Origin of the sequence: Clostridium sp. CS001 (assembly GCF_020443565.1) — a bacterium.
In the GTDB taxonomy this organism is placed as follows: domain Bacteria; phylum Bacillota; class Clostridia; order Clostridiales; family Clostridiaceae; genus Clostridium_AD.
This window is the reverse complement of the sequence record NZ_JAIZZN010000010.1, coordinates 24,011-48,720: the sequence shown is the minus strand read 5'-3', so window position 1 is coordinate 48,720 and position 24,710 is coordinate 24,011. Positions and strand designations below refer to the sequence as shown.

Here is a 24,710-nt window from a genome sequence, read left to right as displayed (position 1 = left end):
TACATTATTCTATTATTTTTTTTCAAGTTTCATTTTCTTTTCATAGTTTGCGTACATTACCCAAGCTACAACTGCAAAGAATATTGGTCCAGCTATACTCCAGATAGTTGTTAACATATCTCCATCCATTGCTGGTTGTATAATTGAGAAGAAGTTAGCAAACCCTACTGTAACCATAACTACTGTTGTCCATATTATTGCACTATTATGAGTCTTGAATACTTCAAACGGTTTGTTAATTTCTTTATTCTTCTTAAATGCTGGGAATGCAAACGCTATAAACATGTATGGTAGCGTCATCGCAACGTTAGTCATTGCAACTAATATATCAAAGAACTTTGACATTGAATCTCCACCAAATGATACTAAGAATATCATAGCGCAAACTACAGCAGCTTGAATCCACATAGCGTTTAATGGCATACCATCTTTGATTTCTCCCATTTTTCCAGGCCATAATTTAGCTGGAGTACCTTCTATTAACTGTTTTAGTGGTGAGAACATTAATGTAAAGAATGCTCCTGATAATGCTAAGAACATTGAAGCTCCAACGAATCTAGCCACCCCATGACCCATTGCTACTGCAGTAGCTTCGCTAGCGCCATATGCATGTCCTAAAGAATATCCGAGGTTAGACATTACTACATAACTAGCGTTACCTAAGTGAACACCTTTTATAGCCATTACTTCTGTCCAGTTAGTGAATATACCAACTAGTAATATTCCAGCTGAATATCCTACTGAGATAACAATAGCTGATATAAGCACTCCCTTTGGAAATGTCTTTTCTGCATTTTCTGTTTGGTCAACTAAACCACCAATAACTTCAATTCCACCATAAGCGAATATAGCGAAAACTACGAAAGCTAATGAAGAAATCATGTTTCCAACATATGCTGGATTCGGTGATTGAGTAAATGATTTTAATCCTTCGATAGGTTGAGCTAAGTGACCATGATTTCCAATTAATACTGCTATAGCACCAATCCAAACTATTATGTTTAGTGCTGCAACTGCAGTACCACCTAGTGAAGTTACCTTCTTAATTTTATCTAACCCTTTTGTAGATACGAATGTTACAAAAATTATCCAACATATTCCTAGTACTCCTAAGAATTTAGGACCTGATAATCCAAGTAATGACCAAGTTTTAGTTGTATCTGATCCAAATATCGCATTTGATATTGGAACCCAAATTCCAGATGCAACGTTAACCATCCAAATTACATAAGATGAGTACCACATGAATGTTCCTAGAAAAGCGAATTTAGGTCCTATGGATTTTTCCATCCATGAATAAATTCCACCCTTTTCTTCTTTGAAGGCCGCACCAAACTCTGCCATCATCAATGCAAATGGAACGAAGAACGTAATTCCAGATAATATATACCATGGAATCGCAGCGTATCCCATTTTATAGAAAGACCTTGGAATATTGTTAAAACCGTAAACGGAAGTAAATATCATTAGTATTAATGATATCAATGTTAATTTTTTAGTACTTTTAGAATTAGACGACATTTTATTTCCCCCTTGATGTAATCGATTAAACTTCTTTTCTGTTTTATTATATATAATTTTATATTAATTGCAATAATAATACTAAAAGTGGTAATTTTCAATATTTTCATATAATTAAAATATTGATTGTTCAAAAAATATTTCCTTCTTAAGTAAACTTGTTCATCAGTACTATTGCATTCTCTCCCCCTCACATAATAATATCTATTTAAATATTTTTTCATAATTGATGTTACTGTTATTTATTAATTCAAATCCAAGCTATATTAAAAAACATAAAAACCAAGGATTAAATTCAGAAAATTTAATCCTTGGTTTTTGTTCTTTTATTTTCATAATATCATTTACTAAATAAATAGATTTACATTTGAATCTTCTGCTTCCCCTAAGTAATATCCAACTCCACCAATTTTTACTCCATCAATAAGTTCTTCTGCTTTGAGTCCCATAACATCCAAGGACATTGCACAAGCAACTATATTCACTCCATTATCCATAGCTGTTTTAATTAATTCTTCAAGAGAATTAACATTCTTATTTTTCATTACCATTCTAATCATCTTACCACCCATGCCCATCATGTGCATGTTAGAAAGCTTAAGTTTCTTGCTTCCTCTTGGCATCATAAGCCCAAACATAGAATCAATAACACCCTTTTTAACAGATATTTTTTCAGGTCTCCTAAGTATATTTAGTCCCCAGAAGGTAAAGAACAATGTAACCTTCTTGCCCATTGCCATAGCTCCATTGGCAATTATAAATGCTGCAATAGCTTTATCTAGGTCTCCACTAAATACCACTATAGTTTTATTATCTTTATCAACAACATCACCTGAGAAAGATTTTTTTACTTTATTATTGCTGTTTTTTTTTATAAAGGCATAAATCATACCCTTATCTTTTCTTAAATCCACTAATTCATTATTTGTTTTATCACACCAAGATTTAATGTCTTCATAAAAACCAGGATCAGAAGCTGAAACTTTGAGTATTTGGCCATCATTTAATCCATCAATACTTGCTTTTACTTGAATTAGCGGTCCAGGACAACATAATCCACAAGCATCGAGACTTTTATCATAGTTATCTGAACTCTTGTTAATTTCTTCTTTTATAACCTGAGTATCCGGGTCTAAAGTTTTAACTATCTCTTTTTTTTTAGGTTTAACCTCTTGAGAGACTACAGATTTATATCCACCAGTCAGGTTTTTAACCTTAAATCCCTTTTGTTCTAAAATTCTTGCAGCTACGTAACCTCTGAGCCCAACTTGACAATATTCAAGAATTTCTTTGTTTTTATCAAGCTCTGGTAGTCGTGCGCGTAGACTGTCTACTGGAATATTTATAGCACCTTCAATATGACCATTCTCAAATTCTATTTCGCTGCGCACATCTAGTATTGTAGTATTCTCCTTGTCATATGCCATAAACTGATCTGTAGTTAATACATCCATTCTCCCTGCTAATACATTCTCTGCTACATATCCTGCCATGTTTACTGGATCTTTAGCAGATGAAAAAGGTGGTGCATAGGAAAGTTCTAATTCGGTTAAATCAGTAACAGTTCCGCCTAGTCTAATAACTGTTGCCAAAACATCAATTCTCTTATCAACTCCATCATAGCCTACGCTTTGAGCTCCTAGTATCTTTCCTTCTTCATTAAAAATAAGTTTTAAAGTCATGGAAAGAGCACCAGGATAGTAGGAAGCATGTGACACAGGATGAACAAATATAGCTTTATAAGGAATATTCGCTTTTGCTAGTGTTCTTTCATTATTACCTGTACTTGCAGCAGTTAATCCGAATACTTTAATAATTGAAGTTCCTTGAGTACCTTTATAAGTAGTATTTAAACCAGCTATATTATCCGCTGCGATTCTACCTTGTTTGTTTGCAGGACCCGCTAGTGGTATTGCAGTGTTTGATTTGTTAATAAAGTCTACCACTTCAATAGCATCTCCCACAGCAAGTACTCCTTCTGCGCTAGTCTCCATTTTATCATTTACCAAAATGTGCCCTCTAGATCCTATTTTAATTCCAGCTTGTTGTGCAAATCCCGTGTCTGGAATTACACCTATAGCTAGTATAACTAAATCTGTAGATATTCTTGTACCACTATTTAATATTACTTCTACACTTGGTCCATTATCCTTAAATGCTTTTACCCCATCATTAAGAATTATATCCACACCATTATCTGAAATTTCTTTTTCTATAGTTAACACAATATCCGTGTCAAAAGGTGCCAGTAAATGTGGTGCTGCTTCAACTAAAGTAACCTTAAGTCCTCTTTCTTTTAAGTTTTCAGCCATTTCTACTCCTACATAGCCTCCACCTATTACAACAGCACTGTTAGTTCCTTTTTTATCCACATAAGCTTTTATACTATCTGTATCTGGAATATTTCTTAGAGTAAATATTTTATCGCTATTAATACCTTCTATATTCGGTTTTATAGCCCTTGCTCCTGGTGATAGCACCAAATAATCATAGCTTTCTTCATAAGTACCTTTTACTTTACTTTTAACCGTTATTACTTTTTTATCAGTATCGATTCCAACAACTTCACTATTATTTCTTACATCTATATTAAATCTAGCTTTCATACTCTCAGGAGTTTGAACTAAAAGCTTATCTCTTTCTTTTATTACTTCACCAATATAATAAGGCAATCCACAATTTGCAAAAGAAATGTACTCATCCCTTTCAAACATAATTATTTCTGCATTTTCATCCAGCCTTCTAAGTCTTGCTGCTGCAGATGCACCACCAGCTACTCCCCCTACAATTAACACCTTTTTACCCATTAAAATCACTCCTTAAAATTATTCATTTTTTTAAATCAAAAATCACATTATTTAGTTAAGTTGTGTCTCCAAGATGATAATCCCCTACTTAAGTGATAAATATTTTGAAAATCATCGTTTACTAATGCATCTACAGCTCTTGGGCTTCTACCACCAGATGCGCAATAAACAAGTATTGGCTTATCTTTAAATTCACTGAGTTCATCCAGTTTCATAGGAAGAATCTGTACTGGAACAAGCTTTGCTCCAGGGATGTGACCATCATCGTATTCCTCTTTTGTTCTCACATCTAAAATAATAAATCTTTTATCTTCATTTATTAGGTTATAAGCCTCTTCCGAATTTACATTTTTAAATCTTGAATTAAGCATATTTATATTCTCCCTCTAAAATTTATATTTTATAATTTAAATTTCTTCATTATATCGTAATATTACGATATAACAATATAATATCATATACAAAACAAAAAGCAATACAAATATGAAATTTATTTAACATTTATTTTAACCATAATTATATTAAAATTATTATATTGTACTATTTATATTAAAATGATATTATATACCTGTATGGGGTATATAATATCATAATTTAGAATTTAAAGAAGATGTACTTAAAAATATGTAATGTAAAAATTTAATATATGAAAGAAGGAAGATACCGTGGATAATTTATTAATAATAGTAACCGTTTTTTTAATAATCTATATGTTTTATCCTAAAGTGATGATGAAGTTTAATAAAAACATAGTAAATGTTTCTGGCAAAGAAGCCGCAAAGCTTATCAGAGAAACTAAAGATCTTATTGTCCTTGATGTACGTACTAAAGGTGAATATGCTTCTGGCCATATTAATGGTTCTAAGTTAATGCCTGTAAATGAGCTTTCTTCAAGAATTTCTGAACTTGAAAAGTTTCGTGGAAAGCCAATTTTAGTACATTGTGCATCAGGTGGTAGAAGCCCTAAAGCAGTAACTATATTGCTAAAGAACAAATTTGGACCTATATATCATATGAATCATGGACTAGCAAGCTTCAATGGAACTTTAAAACGATAATTGGCTTTAAAAAGCACGGGAGCGCATTTGTGCTCCCGTGCTTTTTGAAGTACTCATCACTTAAGATGTGGTAGAGTTTCCCGTGGTAGGATTTAAAAGAACCTTTATTAACTCACGAACCCGATCATCACAAATACTATAATTAATCTCAAGCCCATTCCTTTTACCTACAATTAATTTTGCTGTTCTTAATTTTTGCAGATGTTGCGATAAAGTTGATTGTGGAATACCAAGACATTCCTGCATATGACTTACGTTACATTCTGAGCCTCCGAGTAATCCATTAATAATACATAGTCTTACTGGATGAGCTAATACTTTAAGCATTTCTGCTGTTTCATTATATTCCATATAATTTTTATTCATAATTTACCTCTTTCTAAAAGTAATTTTTTAGATACATCGCTATATTTATATATTACGATATATTCAAGAAATAATCAATATACTTTTAACTACTTAATGGTGTTAAAACTAAATAGTGAGCCAAATTTAAAATGATCAATCTACAATAATCAATGATAAATTAAGATTGACTTGTTATTTGTTTTAATGTTCCTAATTATGAAGTAACCGAGTATATACTTTTTTCATAATCTAATATTACAATAATTACACTAGGAGCAGAACATGATTAATTTAGCATTAACACCTCTCCACTATATATATCTTATATTTATTATTATAATAATCCTGGCTATGGTTAAGAAAAAAGACATCTCTCTTATATGTATATTAGGTATATTTATCTTGGGACTCTCGGGTACAGGTTCTGTTTACCAGTCTGCCATGGGAGTATTCAATAGTTTTGTTTATGCAACCAAAGAGCTCATGCCTACAATATTCATAATATCAATCATAACTGCAATGAGCAATACACTTATGGATTCTGGTATAAATGACGAAATAGTGTCTCCCTTTAAAGGTGTCATTAAAAATTATTGGATTGCTTATTGGGTTATCGGAATTGTTATGATGATCTTATCTTGGTTTTTCTGGCCATCTCCAGCAGTAGCACTTGTGGGTGCACTATTTTTACCTATTGCTAAAAAGGCTAAATTACCAGCTATGGGCGTAGCTATTTCAATGAACTTATTTGGGCACGGCATAGCTCTATCTAGTGATTATATAATTCAAGCAGCACCTAAACTTACTGCAGATGGGGCTTCTATACCTGTCTCTAGCGTTATATCTGCAAGTATTCCACTTGTAATCACAATGGGCATTGTTACAACTGCTACAGCATTCTATTTTCTTCGTAAGGATATTAAATCAGGAGTTTTGCTTGGTGAATATAAACCCGAAGAATCAACCAGTAATTCAAATAGCATAAAGCTAATTTCTTCAAAAAAAATAAGAAGGCTATTGGCGTTATTGATACTAGTACTTTTCAGCTTAGATATTTATATAATGTATACCTTGAAACTTCAAGGTGGCGACGCCACAGCTCTTATTGGAGGGACAGCTATATTTATATTGAGTTTGGTTTCAATGTTCACCTATAAGAAGCAATCACTAGAAAAAATCACAGATAATCTTGTTAAAGGTCTGCAATTTGGGTTTAAAATATTTGGTATTGTTATTCCCATAGCAGCTTTTTTCTACTTAGGTGATTCAGCCTTCAATGAAATCTTCGGAAAAATACTTCCCCAAGGTTCCAATGGAATTGTAAACGACTTAGGCGTTGCACTTTCAAATATAGTTCCCATGAACTCAGTTGTTTCAGCCAGCACAATTACAGTTGTAGGTGCTATTACAGGACTAGACGGCTCTGGTTTTTCTGGTATATCTTTAGTTGGTTCAGTTTCAAGAATCTTCTCTGCAGCTCTAGGCGGTGGTGTGGCAACACTTACAGCACTTGGCCAAATAGCTGGGATATGGGTAGGTGGAGGAACAATAATCCCTTGGGCAGTAATTCCTGTAGCAGCTATTTGTGGTGTAGATGCCTTTGAACTAGCTAGGAAAAACGTTAAACCTGTGCTTATAGGGTTAGTAGTTACCACTATAGTGGCAATATTCATCATTTAAACTACTTGTTTTTATACATTTTGGAGTGCAAAATTACATTGGTTTTTGCACTCTTTTTATATGGTTTAAACCAGTGGTTTGAAAGCATTACTCTTTAAAATTATAGCAGGTTTTACACAGGTTTTTGCAGTGCAAAATATCTATAAAAGTTTCATGTGCCTTTCCACTTTAATTCAAAATATTGGTATTGCATTTTGAATTAAGGTATAATAATAATGAGAATCGAAAGCAAAACATGATGACTGTAACTTTGAAACAAATGATAGTTTATTAAAAAAATTGAATTTGAAATTTATTAAAAGAAGGTGATAAAATGAATAATAAACTCACTAAAAAAGATATTTATGAACTTCAAAAGGAATTTGATTATCGCAAAGGTCCTTTAACAATGGAAATTGCTCATGAAAAAATGATTGCTGCTGCTCATGGTGATAGAAGTGAGAATGCTGAATATAAAGCCGCTAAAATAAATATGTACGAAAACTACAGAAGAATGGGTTATTTAATGAAAATGATTAGGAGCGCTGAAATTATAGATGATGTAATTGTTAATACAAAAGGTGCTACTGTAGGTGATAAATTATCGATACGCTTTGTGGATAGCGACGATACCGAAGAAATAGAACTTGTAACAACATTGCAGGTGGACATATTTAGTGGCAAGTTTAGCATTGAGTCTCCAATAGGAAAGGTATTGTTTGGAAAAGAAGTTGGAGCTGTTGTAGAGGTGGAATCCCCTGATGGAAATTACAAAATAGAGTTAGTAAACATAACCCGTTAGAAATCTAAGAAATTTGCCTTATTACCCTATCACTAATTTAATTATATTACATATAATAGAATTGAATAATATTTTGAGAGGCGATTTAATGTTCAATTTAAAGCCAGAAACATTTGATTTTAACACAGTTAAAGGCATTTCCAAGAAGCAACTGGATGAGCATTATAAATTGTATACAGGTTACGTAAGCAAATTAAATGAAATTTGGAACATTCCCTATGAACCTAGTAACTATACTGATAGCAATGCAACTTACTCAAAAATGCGTAGCTTAAAACTAGGCGAAACATATTCACTAAACGGAGTAAAACTTCATAATCTTTATTTTGAAAACATGACTGGCGGTAACAACACCCCTTACGGACCTGTCCTTAATGCTATAATAAGCCAGTTTTCTTCTTATAATAATTTTATCTCTTACCTTACAAACGTTGGATTATCCATGAGAGGTTGGGCAGTTCTTTCCATTGATTTGCTTGACAACAGGTTGCACATAATAGGAAGTGATGCACACGATAACGGTTCAGTGTGGCTTTCTTATCCAATATTAATTATGGATGTTTATGAGCATGCATACTTCATGGATTTTGGAACAGATAAGAAAAAATATATTTCTAACTTTATTGAAAATATAAACTGGAGCATTTTAAATGATAGGTTTGAAAAGTATATTTCCTCAATCAAAAATATGGGCATGAACCAATACAGATATTATCCCTATAATTTTTTTAATAGATAAAGCTAGGCTTAAAGCCTAGCTCCATTTATATCTTTTTAACAAATTCAGATTTTAACTCCATAGCTCCAAACCCATCAATTTTACAATCGATATTATGATCTCCATCTATTAAACGTATATTTTTTACTTTTGTACCTACTTTTATAGATGATGAACTTCCTTTTACTTTAAGGTCTTTGACTATTGTTACAGAATCACCATTCTTTAAGACATTTCCATTTGCATCTTTTACAACCCTTTCATCTTCACTATTTTCAGTTTCTGCTTCTAGGTTCCACTCATGAGCACATTCTGGGCAAACAAAAAGATCTCTATCTTCATAAGTATATTCTGAATTACATTTTGGGCAATTTGGCAAAGCAACCATAATTCAATTTCCTCCATTCGTTATTGTTAATAAAATTATATAAGAATTATTTTGAATTTCCTTTTACAACTTCCTATGAATATCAATTGTAAACTTAAAATTCACAAAAAAATAGAACGCTCCTTATATGCTTATATACTAGCATAGTCTTCTCATATTGACAAAAGAAATAACTATAAAAATTATTATGGTATAATGAATTAAATCTGTTAAATAAAAGAGGTAATATATAATGCTTAAAAATAATATGCGAAATATAGGAATAGTAGCTCATGTTGATGCAGGTAAGACTACTGTCACAGAACAGCTGCTTTATCAAAGTGGAAGCAGCCGAAGCTTAGGCAATGTGAATAAGGGTACCACCCATACTGATTCAATGGAAATAGAAAGGCAAAGAGGCATATCTGTGAAATCCTCTGAAATTGATTTAACCTTTAATAATACTAATATTTACTTAATAGATACCCCAGGGCATATTGATTTTATAGGAGAGGTTGAGAGGAGTATTGGCGTTCTTGATGGTGCTGTGGTGGTAGTTTCTTGTGTGGAAGGAGTCCAACCGCAAACTCAAATATATTTTGATGCCCTTGCCCAAATGAATATACCTACTATATTTTTTATTAATAAGCTTGATCGCCCCGGCTCTGATCCTACTAAAGTCGTCGCTGATATAAAAAACTCACTTACTAATAAATTGGTTCCAGTTCAAATAATTGAAAATATAAATAATAGTTTTATAAGAAAAGATCTATTCACTTCTATATCCTCCATGGAAGATCCTAACTATGCCTCTATTATTGAAGATATAGTGGTGCTTCTTGGAGAAGAAAATGAGGATATAATTGAAGCTTATTATGATAATAGTTTGTCGGTTACGGCTCTAAAACAGGAGCTAATGCTACAAGCTATGAGCGGAAAGGTTTATCCTGTGTTTTTTGGCATTGCAATTGATGGTGAAGGAATATTAGAATTGCTTAACGGCATTGTAGATTATATTCCTGGCCCTAAGGATTTAGATAAGGAACCGTTTTCTGCATTAGTATATAAAATATCTCATCACAAAACCTTTGGAAAGATATCTCACATAAAAGTTTTTAGTGGCAAGATAACAGCTAGGGATGAGATTCTAAATTTAACGTCCCAGGTAAAAGAAAAAGCTACTATACTGAGGAAAATAATTAACCATAAGGATTGCGATATAAAAGAAGCTAGCAGTGGGGATCTTATCATGGTATCTGGGCTTAACAGTAAGGTGGGCGATGTTCTAGGTAGCTCAAGCTATATACCCAAACTACCTACCATAGCAAACCCTGTACTAGCTATAAAAATCCATCCACTTAAAACTCAGGATTTTGTACCTTTAGTTGAAGCGCTAAATATTCTACAAGAGGAAGATCCCCTGTTAAATATGGAATGGATTAAAGAAAAACGTGAAATAAATATACACATTACAGGTGCTATACAAATCGAAGTTATTGAGAATATATTAAAAAATAGATTTAATATAGAAGTTACCTTTGATGAAGCTTCTGTTATTTATAAAGAAACTCCCTCGAAAACTGGCTATGGGGAAGAATTCTACACTATGCCAAAGCCTTGTTGGGCCATTGTCACCTTTTTAATAGAACCTCTACCTATTGGTAGTGGAATAGTATATGAAAGTCAGGTTAGAACAGAAAATATTAAGCTAAGATATCAGCGTGAAATAGAGGGGAATATACATAGATTATTAAAGCAAGGCTTATATGGCTGGAATGTTACTGATTTAAAAATAACCTTAGTAGACGGGGAAGACCATGTCCTCCATTCCCGCTCTGGGGATTTTACCACAGCAACTGCCATTGCACTTATGAATGGCTTTTCCCACATAGGAATGACACTACTTGAACCCATAATGGACTTTAAAATTTCTGTGCCTGAAGATGTATGTGGAAAGGTTCTAAATGATATTATTAATATGAGAGGAACTTTTAATAGCCCTGTGATTTCTAATGGTATCTTTACTGTAACTGGAAAGGTACCTGTCGCAACCTCTTTAAATTATCCAATAAATCTTGGAATAATATCCTCTGGAAAAGGTATTATTAGCACTAAATTTAATAGCTATGCACCTTGCCAGTTAGAACTTGGAAAAACTAGAGAATATGTAGGAGTAAATCCTCGCGATAGATCAAAATATATTTTATACGCACGAAAGGCACTATAGACATGTTTGCTTTAATATTAACAAAGATTCGCAAATGTTCGATTTCACTCTTAAGTCTAAAAAAACAGGGAGTCGGTTAATAACTACCAACTCCCTGTTTTTATGTTCTTTATGACTCTTTGATTAAAATTTATACTCTTGCTGCACCATCAACGGATAATATCTCTCCTGTTACATAGTCCGCCATGTCACTTGCTAAATATAAGAAAGCATTTGCCACATCATCTGGTGTTCCGATTCTATGAAGTGGAATAGTCCCCATAATGTACGCTTTTAGTTCATCTGATAAAGCATCAACCATATCAGTCTGAATAACACCTGGTGCTACTGCATTAACACGTATATTATCAGGCCCTAGCTCTCTTGCCAATGATTGTGTCATACCATTTACTGCATACTTGCTTGTTGGATATCCAACACCGCCCTTTTGTCCAGAAATACTTACCATGGAACTTGTATTGATGATACATCCACCGCCTTGTTCTTTCATAACACTAACTGTAGGCTGAATTGCATTGAAAATTGCTTTTACATTAATATTCATAATTTCATCAAATTCACCCGGCTTGTACTCATAGATACTAGTAGCCTGAGATATTCCTGCATTGTTAACCAAAATGTCAATTCTTCCGTACTTTTTAGCAATTTCTTTAATTGCTTCTGCCAAATCATTTGCGTCTGTAAGCTTCGGAGCCATTCCCTCCACAGTCCATTTAGAATTTTCCGCTTTTAATGATTCAACTGCCTTATCTGCTGTCTCCTGTTTAGATCCAAATAATATAACCTTAGCGCCATTCTCTAAATATTTTTTTACGATTGCATAACCAATTCCTCTGGTTCCCCCTGTAATTATTGCAACTTTATCCTTTAACATTTTTATCCCCCCGTATATAATCATATTTTTCTTTCAGTTCATTTGTAATGATTTTGATACTTCTATTTTATTATATACAGTCTCTGTACAGTCAAGATAAATTTTTAACAAAGTGTATTGTTAAAACAATAACAACACACTATAGTTACAGCCAACTCTATGTTATACTAATCTAAGAACTTTTAAATTATAATACCAAAACCGTACACCAGTGTTACGGTTTTGGAAAATGGAAGGTAAATTATGAGAATAAATGAAGTGATTAAAAAAACCGAACTAAGCAAGCGAACTATATATTATTATATTGATGAGGAACTGATTACTCCTAAAATCGATGCACATAATGGATATAATATTTTTTCAAATGATGATGTAGAAAAATTAAAAATTATACAACAACTGCGTAAAGTTGACTTTTCTATCCATGATATCGGTTCTATTTTACAGTACCCAAATAATACTCATTTATATTTGCATAAACAGATAGAACAATTAGAAAAAGAACGCATTTTATTAAATCAGAAAATTGATTGTCTAACAAAGTTTAATAATCAATTGCCTATTATTATTTCTTATAGTGATTTATATGAAAACTTGATAGATATTATATTTCCAGATAAAAATGCTCTTTCAAAAATACCAAACATATATAGCGATGCAAAATTCGTTTCTATATATTTATGGGGAGCTTTTCTTCAGCATGTTCCTATGACAGAATATCGTCAATATCTATGGGGAAAAATACAAAAGAATATTTCAAATTCACATGCTTCTAATATTAATATTTTAAAGACATATTTATTATCATTATCAGCAGAAAAACTTGATGAAGATTTTAAAAAACGTTATTTACATATTAAAGAAATAATAAATATTACGCCAAAAGATTATGATTATTATGTAGATACCATGAAATGCAAATTAATAAAATTGGTGAATAATTCAAAGTACCAAGTTCAGTGGCGTAATTCCTATTTTTCCAGTATTTTGCCAATCTCTTGTTTATTTGATTCTGAGGCCAATCAATTAATCAGTGAGCTTAGTCCCTATTTTTCTCCTTACTATAAAAATATTAATGCATGCTGCAATCTATTATATAACTGGTTATATACTAAGGAGGGTGAGAACTTAAGAATACAGCTATTTGACACATTACAAGGATATATCAATATTGAATTAAATCATCATGGGGATCTTGCTGCATTAGGTTTCAATTCCTTTATTACATAATCCCTGTATTGCCTCCTCTTGCTCCATATATTTGTCACTATTATTTATATTGTCTATATGAATTTAACATTTGTATAGACAATATTTCAACTTGTACAGACAAAGATTTTGAACAAAAAAATAATCCCACATTATTGCAGAATTACTTTGTGAATTAATGATTCTTATTAAAAAATACCATGTCAAAGCCTTTTGTCTTACTGAGTAACATTTCATACATCTCTTCATCTTAGTTTATATCTTAAATACTGTTTTACCTTCTACAATGGTTTGCAAAACATCAAAATTTTCATCTAAAATAACTATATCAGCATACTTCCCTAATTCTAGGCTACCTGTTTCCCCTTCAATTCCTAACTCTTTTGAAGGATTTAGCGAAGCTAATTTTACAACTTCACATACTTCCATTCCAGTGTTATCCATAAAGTTCTTTATTCCCTTGTTAAGATTTAAAATACTTCCTGCTAAGGTACCATCCTCAAGTCTTGCAGAGCCATCTTTAACAAAAACTTTTTGTCCTCCAAGTTCAGATATACCCTCTCTAAGGCATCCAGCTCTCATAGAATCCGTTACTAAAATGATCTTGTTTCTTCCTTTAATCTTTTCCAAGGTTTTAAATAAAGCAGGATGTACATGTATTTTATCTGCAATTAGTTCACAATATATTTCACTATTAAACACAGCTCCAACAATTCCAGGTTTTCTATGATTTAGCGGAGTCATTGCATTAAAAGTATGAGTTGCATGGCTAATACCATTTGCTATTGCTTCCATGGCCTCACTATATTCTGCATTTGAATGTCCAATTGATAAAATAATATCCGTTTTCTTCTTTGTTTCCTTTATAAAGTTATTATTTTCATCAACTTCAGGGGCCAAAGTTATTATTTTTATTATATCAATATATTTTTCTATAAAACTAAAACTTGGTTCTATTATGAAATCTTCTGACTGCGCCCCTTTATATTTTTTATTTATAAAAGGTCCCTCCATATGTGCACCTAAAATCTTCGCACCTTGTATTTCTTTTCTCATGCAATATCTTATGTTATCAAGTGCATTATATATCTTTTCTGTGCTCATAGTCATAGTTGTTGGAAGAAATCCAGTAACACCATTTCTCGTTATAACGCTACTTATTGCACTTAGACTTTCCTGCGTACCATCCATTACATCGTGGCCACCTGATCCATGAATATGCATATCAATAAATCCAGGAGATACATAGTTTCCTTTTGCATCAATTATTTCTTCAAAAGTTTCAAGCAAGTGCTCCAAATTCTCCTGTTCTTTAAATTCTAAAATTCTCTCATCAAACACTAAAATTTTATTTTCCAAAATCTTTTCTTCTGTTATGATCTTTCCATTTATTATAGCCTTCAATTTTCTACCTCCTTACCACTTATCACTTGTACGTATTTATTCCCTGGATTCCTTCCACATTAAAAATGCTATAAGGAATACAGACGCCTCTTTAAAATCTCTAATATCAAAATTTGTTTCTCTCTTAATCTTATCCAACCTATAAATCAAAGTATTCCTATGAACATAAAGTCTTCTAGCAGCATCGCTGATATTAAGACCACAACTTAGGAATTGTTCAATAGTTAATATTATTTCACTATCAAAAGCATCGAATTTGTCTTTAAACAAGTGTAACATTTCCTGTTTTATTTTACTATCTACGTTATATACAATTTTCTCAAATAACATCTTATTATAATTAAAAACATTATCTTTTATGTGAAACTTTTTTCCAAGCTCCATACATGAAGCAGCATCATTATATGCTTTCTTAATCCCAGTTACATCATAAGTTCTATCACCATAGCCTATATAGCATTTACAATATAAATTTGATGATATGGACTCCTTTATACCTTCTATATGTTCATCTATTTCCGTAAAGTCACCAATTACAATAATACCATCATTATATATTAAACTTACAACTGGTTCATTATCATATATTTGTTTTATAATATTAAGAGATTCATTCTTACTCCCATCTACACTTATTAATATGATATAACACCCATTTTCAAGAAAAGGCAAATTAATATTAATATTATCAGAAGAAATTTCCCTATCCTCCAAAATATCAATAACAGCTTGTTCTCTAGTTAAAAAATGCTCCGTATATTTATTTTCAATAATATATTTAAGTAAGGATGTACAATTTTCATACTGCTTTTCTAAACTGACTATGCCTTTAACGCATCCAAGCATAATAGTAAAGTTAGTTATATGTGAATTTTTAATATCTAAGTCACTAATATATAATTCAATACCATCTCCTGCAACTATATTAAATGGTATATTTGAAGAATGACTTAGATCTTTCAGAAATTCAGTAAAATTGTACATATTAAATTTCCTCCTATATTATAGTGTTTTCAGTTTCTTTATCAAAGATATGAATTTTATTTGTGTTTAAAGCAATTTTAATCTTATCTCCAGCTTTTGCCACCGCTGATCCATTAACCCTAGCCACAATATTTGTATTCCCTTTTGACATATAAATATAAGTTTCTGCACCCATAAGCTCAGTAACCTCAACTCGCGCCTCTATAATTGAATCTTTATGTTTTTCAAGGAATAAATCACCGTCATCAATATTTTCTGGTCTTATACCCATTATAACAGTTTTACCTATATAAGATTTTTCTTTTACAATGCTCGCTCTATCCTTTGGCAATATTATAGTTTCATCATTAAAAGAAAGCATAACTTCACCATCCTTTTCCAAAACCTTAGCTTCAATGAAATTCATTTGAGGACTTCCTATAAATCCAGCAACAAACATATTAACTGGATGCTCGTATATATTACTAGGAGTGTCTACTTGTTGTGCCAGGCCATCTTTCATTACAACAATTCTTGTTCCCATAGTCATAGCTTCTGTTTGATCATGAGTTACATATATAAAGGTTGTTTGAAGTTTATGATGCAATTTTGCTATTTCTGTTCTCATTTGAACTCTAAGTTTAGCATCCAAATTTGATAGTGGTTCATCCATTAAGAATACTTTTGGATTCCTTACAATAGCTCTTCCAAGTGCTACTCTTTGTCTTTGTCCACCTGATAGTGCCTTTGGTTTTCTATCAAGTAAATGTTCTATATCAAGAATTTTAGCTACATCCGTAATCTTTTGTTTTATTTCATCTTTTGGTATCTTTCTTAATTTAAGTCCAAATGCCATGTTATCATATACAGACATGTGAGGATATAATGCATAGTTCTGAAAAACCATAGCTATGTCCCTATCCTTAGGTGCCACATCATTTACCAATTTATCTCCAATATATATTTCCCCTTGTGATATTTCTTCAAGACCTGCTATCATTCTTAAGGTGGTTGATTTACCACAACCTGAAGGTCCTACAAAAACAATAAATTCTTTATCTTCTATCTCAAGATTAAAATCCTTAACCGCTGTTACGTTCCCCGGGTAAATCTTATATAAGTTTCTTAATGATAAATTTGACATAATATATTCCCCCTACATGTATATTATAAACAATTTTGAGTACATGTATATTGTAATCCTTTAAAATATATTTATCTATGCTGAAAACTCCCAAAAGTCTTAAGGTTATTTTGGAGGAACACACAAAAGTGCACACCCTAAATTATTAATCATAGGATGTGCACCTTTTATTCTAAACTATAATCTCACCTTTATGGGCTCAAATTTCTAAAATATCCTGTTCTCTGAATAAGCTTGAAACAGCTTCCTCATAATCGCATAATCTTTCCGACTTTTTAATCTTCTTTGCATATTTTGCATTATCAGAAAACACAGGAATCATGTAAAACCATAATTCTTTCATTTTAAATAAGACATTCCTATCTCCAAAGAGTATTTTCTTATAATCCTCATAAATTTTATCATGGAAGTCTTTTAGCAACCCTTTTTCAAGCTTAATATTATTTTTAATATAGCTGGTGAGTCCAGGATTTAATAATAGTCCTCTGCCAAGCATTAAAGTATCTACACTAGAGAAATCAGCTGAAAACGTGTTGTAATCTTTGATTGTAAAAATATCACCGTTATAGCAAACAGGATTTTTACTTAAAACCAAGGCTTCCTTAAAGATTTTCAAATTAGGTTTATTTTTATAAAAATCTCTTTGAGTCCTAGGATGAATAATAAGCTCTTCTATAGGATACTTATTAAATATTTCAATTAGATCATAGAACTCTTCTGGCTCATCTTTCCCTATTCTGATTTTTAATGAGATTTTTGTTACTGCTTGAGAAAAAATCTCGTTTAAAAATATATCAAGTTCCTCTCTTTTTGAAAGAAAACCAGAACCCCTATTTTTTGAAACTACAGTTCTAGAAGGACATCCTAAGTTTAAATTAAGCTCGTTATATCCTAGTGTCTTTATTTTTTTTGAAGTATGAATAAAATCTTTTGCATTATTGGTTAGTAATTGTGGAATCAAAACTAGTCCTTGGTTGTTTTCAGGTAAAATATCATTTAATTCCCGTGTTTTGAAACTTTCACTTTGATTTGGAACAATAAAAGGTGAAAAGTATTTATCTATATCATTGAAGAAAGCATTATGGGCATTTCTATAAATGTGCCCAGTCAGACCTTCCATAGGTGCGAAATAAAAATTCATATGTCCGATAGCTCCTTTATTCAAATAGTTACCTTTATATCAAAGAGGCATACTCAACCTGCGATTTAATATAACTTTCATACTATATGGCACTTTATTATAGCATGTTTATTAAAATTTGAATATTATATGGAGCAGACAGACGTAAACCTAATTAAATTCTAATTCCTATTTCTACACCTTCACACACTGCTTGTAATGCTTGTCTTGCTTGCTTCGCATCTCCAATACAGTATATTTCCTCATACTTATCTTTAATATTTTCATATAAAGTGTTTTCTGATTTAGAACCACATGCATATATTATATTTGTTAAGTTACTTAGTAAAACTTTTTCCCCTCTACATTCAACATTTGCAGTATTATGATCAGCAGATATTATCTTTGTTGATGTCATCATATTTATGCCTAATTTATTTAATCTATCCATAGTAGGTAGAAGATTATTAGGAACCATTCCAGCACCGATAACCTCAGCCATTTCAATCATAGTTACATGTAATGGTCCACGTTTATTATGCATTAGATATTCGCATACCTCAATTCCAACCATGCCTCCACCAACTACTAATACATTACCACCAAGGATTGCTACATCATTACTTAAAACTTTCTGAGCAGTTAGTGCTGTTTCCACATTTATCCCATGAACTGGTGGTAGTATTTCTTTAGCTCCTGTTGCAATGATTACACTATCAGGTGAATATTTATTAATAACTTCCATTGTAGCTTCACAGTTATAAACAATACTTACATTTAATCGACTTAACTCATTACTTAAATATATAGTCCACTTACTTATTTCTTGTTTATGTGGAGGCACACATGCAAGTTTTAATTGACCACCTAAACTATCTGTTTTTTCTAGTAATGTTACATGGTGTCCTCTTAAAGCTAACACTCTTGCAGCTGCCATCCCTCCGATACCACCACCAACTATTACTACATTCTTTTCCTTTTCAGTTGGGATAATTTGCAACTCTCTTTCTCTACCTAATGCTGGATTAATTACACAGGATGCAGGTTTACGTTTAATTTGTTCACCAATGCATCCAATAGCACAGGTTGCACATGGTGCAATTTCATCGAACTTTTCATTTTGAGCTTTGTTTACTAATTCAGGATCTGCTAATAATGCTCTACCAAATACTACTCCATCTACTAAATCATTATCAACAACATACATTGCTAGCCTAGGATCAACAAACTTACCCACAACTATAACTGGTACCTTTGATACTTCTTTAATGGCTTTAGCCTCAGGTAGATTTAGTCCTTCCTTTTCACCATGACAAGGAATAATTTTGTTACAGTGTTCATATTGTGTTCCACCACTTATTTCAAATGCATCAATGCCATGCTCAACAAGTTTATTTACTAGATATTTAATATCATCAACGTTATTTCCTTGTTCATCTTTTTCACTTCCACTAATACGTAATATTACAGGGAAGTCTTTACTACATTTTTCTTTAATAGCATCAATTACTTCAAATAAAAGTCTAGCTCTATTATCTAAACTCCCTCCATATTCATCGATGCGTTTATTGCGCATAGGTGATAAAAATGACCCTAATAACATGTAGGCATGGGCACAGTGCAATTCAATTCCATCAAATCCCGCTAATTTAGCATTAAAGGCTGCATTTGCATATTGTTCAATGATTGCAGGAATTTCTTCTAATTTCAATGCTCTAGTTTTCTGTCCCATTGAATTAATATAGGTACTGCTTGCAACAGGTGTCACACCAAAAAACGAACTTATACTTTCAGGGCCTGGATGTGTAATCTGTGGAATAACCTTTGCTCCATATTCATGTACCTTGTCTGTAAATACTTTATATTTTTCGATACTTTCAGGGCCCCTGAAACTTAATGTATCACCTAGATATGGGACACTTGGATCAACGCTTACAGCATCTAGTATAATACATCCTACACCACCTTTGGCACGTTCTAACCAATATTCTTGCATTACTTCATTGATACTACCATCTTGACTTTCATAGCCCAAGGACATTGGAGCCATGAATGTACGGTTTTTTAATTTCATACTTCCTATACTAAACTCAGTAAATAACTTTGACATATTTCTCACCTATATCTTTCTTGCAACTTCAAATGCTTCTTCTACAGCATTGAGTGCTCTTCTAGCGGCTTTAGCATCACCTATAATATGATGTGGAATTGCTGCTTCTTCACATGCCTCAACTAATTCATTACTAGCATTTGATCTAGAACCAATGGCAATAATTACATTTTCACATGGAATAGTAGTTGTATCTCCATCGCATGCTACAATTACACCTATATTATCAATACCAATACATTTTGCATTTGTCTTAATATTAACATTTAATTCACTCATCTTTTGCATTACAGTTATTAATCTTAAAGCGCCTAAGTCCTTACCAGCTTTATCTAGCATTTCAATTATCGTTACATTATTCTTATTACTTGCAATGTAATCAGCTACTTCTAAACCTACAAGTCCACCACCGATTACCACAGTATCACCTTTGATTTCATCAACACCATTTAATACATTATTTCCATTGTATACGGCCTTTTGTTCCTTACCCTCAATGTTTAATACAATAGGGGATGATCCCATTGCCAAAATAACTTCATCTGGTCTATTTTCTTTAATCATTTCTTTAGTTAAAGCTGTATTTAGGTGAATTTCTACACCACTTTTCTCTACTTGCCTTGCCAATGATAAAATAGCATCTTTCATTTCTTTTTTACCTGGAGCCTGACCTGCTGTAATAAACTGTCCTCCTAGATTAGCGCTAGCTTCAAATATAACAGCCTTATGTCCTCTAATATTTAATATTCTAGCTGCTTCTAGCCCCGCCATTCCGCCGCCAGCAATCCATACTGTTTTCTTCACATCAGCTTGAGTTAATTCATATTCAGTTTCATATCCAATACTAGGGTTTCTCAAACATGTAATGAATTGTCTGTTTTTAACATCACAGAATCCATCATAACAACCCTGATTACATGCTACACAGTGGATAATATCTTCAACCTTGCCTTCTTTTGCTTTATTACAAAATTCTGGATCAGCTAGTTGTGCTCTGCCCATAACAATCATATCAACCTTATCTTCTTCTAAAATGCTTTCAGCTAATTCAGCTGTATTTATTCTTCCAACAGCAATAGTAAGCATACCTGTTTCTTTTCTAATTTTAGCTGCATTGTCAACATTGAAGCCGTTAGGGACATCAATTGGTGGTACTTCGTATACAGAGGCAGACGTTATAATATTACCACGAGAAACATCTAATACATCAACACCTAATTCTTTTGACATTTTGCAGAACTGAGCAACTTCTTCAATTGTTAAACCATTAGGTAAACAATCATCAAAAGCACCTATTCTCATAAATAATGGCATAGATTCTGGAATGTTATCACGAATAGCTTTAATACATGCTAATGGAAATCTAGCACGATTTTCTAAGCTTCCGCCATACTCATCCGTGCGATGATTAAGACCACCACTTAAAAATGAGTGAGGAAGATAATTATGAGCACAATGGAACTCAATACAGTCATATCCTGCTTCAACAGCACGTTTTGCAGCCTTACCATAACATTCAATTATTTCATTAATTTCATCAATTGTAATACCAGGCATAGTGAATGTACCAAATGACATATCATTTACCACAAATACTTTAGCTTTTGGGTCCATCATAACGGCAATAGAACCTTGCCACAACTGAACTCCAGCTTTACCACCTGCTTTATGAATTGCATCCGTTAGTTTGCGGTGTCCTTTAATATAATGATCTTCACTAATAGAAACAAAGTTTGCTGGAGCACTTGGGGTATGGACGCTTGCAACTTCTACAATATTTAAGGCACAACCCCCTTTAGTACGAGCAACATGATAATTAATCAATCTTTCTGTTATTTCACTTTTATCATTAGCCATTCTAGTACCCATGGCAGGCAAAATGATACGATTTCTCAGCTCCATACCACGGATTTTAATAGGTGTAAATAATTTTTCGAACATAACATATTCCCCCTTAACCATCTTATATCATTATTGTATCGCTTACAGCGAGGCTAAACTATGCATATTCTAAAGTTTTATTATCATATATTAGGATTTGTTAATTTGCGATATTCCTTAGGATTTTGATTCATATGTTTAATAAAAGCTCTTTGAAAGGTAGAAATACTATCAAATCTACATATGTTTGATATTTCTGTTATGCTTTTCTTAGTTGTAGATAGAAATGAACAAGCATATGTAATTCTTGTTTGTTCTAGGAGCTCATTAAAACTAACTTTGTAAACATTATCAAATATTAATCTTACCGTATATTCCTTCAGATAAAATTCTTTTGACATGGAACTTATATCAATATCATTCATAAAATTCGTATGGATATATTGTAAGAATAAGAGCGCACTACCATAACCATTTAATATTCCATCACCACCATCAGCAATACATGTTTTCTGATATTGCTTTGGGCTCATATGGACATATTGGTTAAACACACGATAAAATGCATTTATAGATGAAAAATTTAATAAATCACTTATATAATTTATTGATAGTTCAGGAAAATGAAGTAAAGCACATGCATTTATTACTTTCCCAAACTTAGACAGTTGAAAAAAGGTTAAACCACATGCCTGTTTAATTCTCTGGTTTAAATGAGCTTCTGATAAATTAACTTCACTTGCTAAGTCAAATAAGCTTATATCTTTCCCAGTAGATAAAATAATCTTAGGAATAACCTGCCATTCAACAGAACTTTCCTGCCTTTCCTTTGTAACCCCTTCATATGCAAACCTACAGAAATAAGCATGTAACTGCAATGTTTGATATGTAATAATATTCATACTGCCAAACCGATGTTCTTTTATTTCTAAAACCAAATTATCGATGAGACTATTCAGATTTTTATAATTTTTATCATCAAGCTGAATAAAAGGCATGGTATCATAAACAAGTGTAGCATTTGCATTTATCTGATGCTTTTCCCAAGACATATACATAAAATTACCTATATGAAATTTAATTTGGACTATGCTCAGCGGCGTAATGATTTTAGTATATCGATAGAAATGATGCATATATAAACATAAAAAGCTTCCCTCTTTGAGTTCATATGATATTCCATTTACTTCAATTACACCTTCTCCACCTTTCACAAATATTATCTCTACTTGTTCATGTATACATAGATCGCCTGTATTACTTATTATCTTTTCATTTACTTCTATCTGTTTTTCTCGGTAGTCTGAATAATAATCAATGCCTGTATACCAATCATTTTGACGTTTCATATTTATCACCATCGCCCTTACTTTCTAATTCATTTATCATGGTTTTCAAAGAGGGTGTATCTAGTCTTTTTTAAGCAAGTATTATACTGCTTCAGAAATTGTATCTTCACTAAAGATTTTTTCATCTACTTTATCAAATATCTTATTATAAACCTTACCGTATATAACTCCTATAATATTATCAACTATACGTATAACTATGGCCCAATGTAATCCAAATATAGGAACTGCTGCTGACAATGCACCAAAGCAATTAAATGAAGTTTGCCATGTATACGTTCCTGAGAATCCTACCATGAGCCCACCTATAATGCCAATATATCCTCTATATTCCTCTGGTATAACTAAGTACATTGCTGCAAATATTAAAGATCCTATAATTGTAAATGGATATCTTTTTTTTACGCGGTATTCAATCTTTTCTTTATCTGGTTGAATTACTGACATAAATGCGAATCCAGCCCATATAACACGTGGTAAATTTACAAGTTCTCCAATTAAAATAATTATGGTTATTCCCAATACAAGTTTTAATTGCCACTTAGTACGGGGTGTACTAAAATCTATGTCTTTAATTATATGGCTAAAGCTATTTTCAAAATTTACTTTTCTATGTCTGTAATAAAAAACTCCTGCAACTATTATTCCACCGAGGATTAATGCAAATACCCTATTTATATATCCATTCATATCATCAACATGATATCCATATAAAAGTAGATATGATAATACAAGTGTTGATTGATTAGATAAATCTACGTTATGACAGGATAAAATCACAATTGCCATTATTGAAATAAAGTTTATTATACTAGCTAATACTGGATGGACTATTGATGCCAAATATGGCGAAACAATGAATATAGCAAATATGCCCAATATGGCAATGGTTGATTGTGTTGTTTTAAAATCTAAGTTTGAAAATCTAAGTGTCAATAATGCTATAACTGTTACTACGCCTACAATACTATTATCACTACCAAATAAATTATTAAAAATGGTTACTACAATCATACAAAACAAAAGGCATAAAAAATTCTTAACTATAAGGGCTGCTATATATTTTTTCTTTAATTTACTATCTTCAGTATCTTTAATTAGCGGTTTAAGATTAACTGCTCCGAGTTGCATTGCTTTATAAAAACTCAT

Annotated in this window: 20 protein-coding genes; 6 read left to right on the top strand and 14 right to left on the bottom strand. The window is 32.1% G+C overall.

What is annotated here, in order from left to right:
• Positions 1–12: 12 nt before the first annotated feature.
• The 3 genes from yjeM to LGK97_RS08880 form a co-directional block, all read right to left on the bottom strand.
• Positions 13–1,521 carry a glutamate/gamma-aminobutyrate family transporter YjeM gene (gene yjeM, locus LGK97_RS08890; RefSeq protein ID WP_226259408.1) on the bottom strand — a complete coding sequence of 503 codons (1,509 nt, stop codon included), beginning with the start codon at positions 1,519–1,521 and terminating at the stop codon, positions 13–15.
• Between the two features lie 347 nt (positions 1,522–1,868).
• Positions 1,869–4,328, bottom strand: coding sequence for a CoA-disulfide reductase (locus tag LGK97_RS08885; protein ID WP_226259407.1), 2,460 nt, complete (start codon positions 4,326–4,328; stop codon positions 1,869–1,871).
• Between the two features lie 47 nt (positions 4,329–4,375).
• Complete coding sequence (locus LGK97_RS08880) at positions 4,376–4,699, bottom strand: rhodanese-like domain-containing protein (protein ID WP_226259406.1); 324 nt, start codon at positions 4,697–4,699, stop codon at positions 4,376–4,378.
• Between the two features lie 294 nt (positions 4,700–4,993).
• On the opposite strand from LGK97_RS08880, the gene LGK97_RS08875 reads away from it, so the two are divergent.
• Positions 4,994–5,386 (top strand): rhodanese-like domain-containing protein, encoded by a 393-nt coding sequence (locus LGK97_RS08875; protein WP_226259405.1) that lies wholly within the window; start codon positions 4,994–4,996, stop codon positions 5,384–5,386.
• Between the two features lie 60 nt (positions 5,387–5,446).
• Here the strand turns inward: LGK97_RS08875 and LGK97_RS08870 are convergent, their stop codons facing one another.
• On the bottom strand, positions 5,447–5,752 hold the full coding sequence (locus tag LGK97_RS08870) for an ArsR/SmtB family transcription factor (protein WP_226259404.1): 306 nt from the start codon (positions 5,750–5,752) through the stop codon (positions 5,447–5,449).
• Positions 5,753–6,016: 264 nt separating this feature from the next.
• Here LGK97_RS08870 and LGK97_RS08865 point away from each other — a divergent pair, with 264 nt between their 5' ends.
• The 3 genes from LGK97_RS08865 to LGK97_RS08855 all read left to right on the top strand — a co-directional run bounded on the left by LGK97_RS08865 (position 6,017) and on the right by LGK97_RS08855 (position 8,934).
• Positions 6,017–7,414, top strand: coding sequence for a hypothetical protein (locus LGK97_RS08865; protein WP_226259403.1), 1,398 nt, complete (start codon positions 6,017–6,019; stop codon positions 7,412–7,414).
• A 313-nt stretch (positions 7,415–7,727) separates the two neighbouring features.
• Complete coding sequence (locus LGK97_RS08860; protein WP_226259402.1) at positions 7,728–8,195, top strand: GreA/GreB family elongation factor; 468 nt, start codon at positions 7,728–7,730, stop codon at positions 8,193–8,195.
• Between the two features lie 88 nt (positions 8,196–8,283).
• Positions 8,284–8,934, top strand: coding sequence for a superoxide dismutase (locus tag LGK97_RS08855; RefSeq protein WP_226259401.1), 651 nt, complete (start codon positions 8,284–8,286; stop codon positions 8,932–8,934).
• Positions 8,935–8,959: 25 nt separating this feature from the next.
• On the opposite strand, the gene LGK97_RS08850 is transcribed toward LGK97_RS08855, so the two are convergent.
• The gene (locus LGK97_RS08850) at positions 8,960–9,301 is read right to left on the bottom strand and encodes a zinc ribbon domain-containing protein YjdM (protein WP_226259400.1); all 342 of its coding nucleotides are present in this window, start codon (positions 9,299–9,301) and stop codon (positions 8,960–8,962) included.
• Between the two features lie 232 nt (positions 9,302–9,533).
• Between LGK97_RS08850 and LGK97_RS08845 the strand changes: the two genes are divergently transcribed.
• Complete coding sequence (locus LGK97_RS08845) at positions 9,534–11,507, top strand: GTP-binding protein (protein ID WP_226259399.1); 1,974 nt, start codon at positions 9,534–9,536, stop codon at positions 11,505–11,507.
• Positions 11,508–11,637: 130 nt separating this feature from the next.
• Here the strand turns inward: LGK97_RS08845 and LGK97_RS08840 are convergent, their stop codons facing one another.
• A complete protein-coding gene (locus tag LGK97_RS08840) occupies positions 11,638–12,381 on the bottom strand; it encodes an SDR family NAD(P)-dependent oxidoreductase (protein WP_226259398.1) in 744 nt (247 codons plus the stop codon).
• Positions 12,382–12,624: 243 nt separating this feature from the next.
• On the opposite strand from LGK97_RS08840, the gene LGK97_RS08835 reads away from it, so the two are divergent.
• Positions 12,625–13,611, top strand: a complete 987-nt coding sequence (locus LGK97_RS08835; RefSeq protein WP_226259397.1) for a MerR family transcriptional regulator — start codon at positions 12,625–12,627, stop codon at positions 13,609–13,611.
• A gap of 234 nt (positions 13,612–13,845) precedes the next feature.
• Here LGK97_RS08835 and nagA read toward each other — a convergent pair whose 3' ends face one another.
• The 8 genes from nagA to LGK97_RS08795 form a co-directional block, all read right to left on the bottom strand.
• Positions 13,846–14,994, bottom strand: coding sequence for an N-acetylglucosamine-6-phosphate deacetylase (gene nagA, locus LGK97_RS08830; protein WP_226259396.1), 1,149 nt, complete (start codon positions 14,992–14,994; stop codon positions 13,846–13,848).
• A 36-nt stretch (positions 14,995–15,030) separates the two neighbouring features.
• On the bottom strand, positions 15,031–15,978 hold the full coding sequence (locus tag LGK97_RS08825; protein WP_226259395.1) for a PucR family transcriptional regulator: 948 nt from the start codon (positions 15,976–15,978) through the stop codon (positions 15,031–15,033).
• A 13-nt stretch (positions 15,979–15,991) separates the two neighbouring features.
• The gene (locus LGK97_RS08820; RefSeq protein ID WP_226259394.1) at positions 15,992–17,101 is read right to left on the bottom strand and encodes an ABC transporter ATP-binding protein; all 1,110 of its coding nucleotides are present in this window, start codon (positions 17,099–17,101) and stop codon (positions 15,992–15,994) included.
• A 199-nt stretch (positions 17,102–17,300) separates the two neighbouring features.
• Positions 17,301–18,242, bottom strand: a complete 942-nt coding sequence (locus tag LGK97_RS08815; protein ID WP_226259393.1) for a tRNA dihydrouridine synthase — start codon at positions 18,240–18,242, stop codon at positions 17,301–17,303.
• Between the two features lie 154 nt (positions 18,243–18,396).
• Entirely contained in the window at positions 18,397–20,331 is a 1,935-nt protein-coding gene (locus tag LGK97_RS08810) for an FAD-dependent oxidoreductase (protein WP_226259392.1), read from the bottom strand.
• Between the two features lie 9 nt (positions 20,332–20,340).
• Positions 20,341–22,272, bottom strand: a complete 1,932-nt coding sequence (locus tag LGK97_RS08805; RefSeq protein ID WP_226259391.1) for an FAD-dependent oxidoreductase — start codon at positions 22,270–22,272, stop codon at positions 20,341–20,343.
• Between the two features lie 83 nt (positions 22,273–22,355).
• Entirely contained in the window at positions 22,356–23,561 is a 1,206-nt protein-coding gene (locus LGK97_RS08800; protein WP_226259390.1) for an AraC family transcriptional regulator, read from the bottom strand.
• Positions 23,562–23,642: 81 nt separating this feature from the next.
• Positions 23,643–24,710 (bottom strand): FUSC family protein, encoded by a 1,068-nt coding sequence (locus LGK97_RS08795; RefSeq protein ID WP_226259389.1) that lies wholly within the window; start codon positions 24,708–24,710, stop codon positions 23,643–23,645.

Excerpts from the sequence above, each read along its gene's own strand:
- LGK97_RS08825 (WP_226259395.1), bottom strand. The coding sequence starts at position 15,978 with ATGTACAATTTTACTGAATTTCTGAAAGATCTAAGTCATTCTTCAAAT.
- LGK97_RS08805 (WP_226259391.1), bottom strand. The coding sequence starts at position 22,272 with ATGTTCGAAAAATTATTTACACCTATTAAAATCCGTGGTATGGAGCTG.
- LGK97_RS08870 (WP_226259404.1), bottom strand. The coding sequence starts at position 5,752 with ATGAATAAAAATTATATGGAATATAATGAAACAGCAGAAATGCTTAAA.
- LGK97_RS08850 (WP_226259400.1), bottom strand. The coding sequence starts at position 9,301 with ATGGTTGCTTTGCCAAATTGCCCAAAATGTAATTCAGAATATACTTAT.
- LGK97_RS08865 (WP_226259403.1), top strand. The coding sequence starts at position 6,017 with ATGATTAATTTAGCATTAACACCTCTCCACTATATATATCTTATATTT.
- LGK97_RS08855 (WP_226259401.1), top strand. The coding sequence starts at position 8,284 with ATGTTCAATTTAAAGCCAGAAACATTTGATTTTAACACAGTTAAAGGC.
- yjeM (WP_226259408.1), bottom strand. The coding sequence starts at position 1,521 with ATGTCGTCTAATTCTAAAAGTACTAAAAAATTAACATTGATATCATTA.
- LGK97_RS08810 (WP_226259392.1), bottom strand. The coding sequence starts at position 20,331 with ATGTCAAAGTTATTTACTGAGTTTAGTATAGGAAGTATGAAATTAAAA.
- LGK97_RS08795 (WP_226259389.1), bottom strand. The coding sequence starts at position 24,710 with ATGAGTTTTTATAAAGCAATGCAACTCGGAGCAGTTAATCTTAAACCG.
- LGK97_RS08835 (WP_226259397.1), top strand. The coding sequence starts at position 12,625 with ATGAGAATAAATGAAGTGATTAAAAAAACCGAACTAAGCAAGCGAACT.
- LGK97_RS08880 (WP_226259406.1), bottom strand. The coding sequence starts at position 4,699 with ATGCTTAATTCAAGATTTAAAAATGTAAATTCGGAAGAGGCTTATAAC.
- LGK97_RS08840 (WP_226259398.1), bottom strand. The coding sequence starts at position 12,381 with ATGTTAAAGGATAAAGTTGCAATAATTACAGGGGGAACCAGAGGAATT.
- LGK97_RS08885 (WP_226259407.1), bottom strand. The coding sequence starts at position 4,328 with ATGGGTAAAAAGGTGTTAATTGTAGGGGGAGTAGCTGGTGGTGCATCT.
- LGK97_RS08800 (WP_226259390.1), bottom strand. The coding sequence starts at position 23,561 with ATGAAACGTCAAAATGATTGGTATACAGGCATTGATTATTATTCAGAC.
- LGK97_RS08815 (WP_226259393.1), bottom strand. The coding sequence starts at position 18,242 with ATGAATTTTTATTTCGCACCTATGGAAGGTCTGACTGGGCACATTTAT.
- LGK97_RS08845 (WP_226259399.1), top strand. The coding sequence starts at position 9,534 with ATGCTTAAAAATAATATGCGAAATATAGGAATAGTAGCTCATGTTGAT.
- LGK97_RS08860 (WP_226259402.1), top strand. The coding sequence starts at position 7,728 with ATGAATAATAAACTCACTAAAAAAGATATTTATGAACTTCAAAAGGAA.
- LGK97_RS08820 (WP_226259394.1), bottom strand. The coding sequence starts at position 17,101 with ATGTCAAATTTATCATTAAGAAACTTATATAAGATTTACCCGGGGAAC.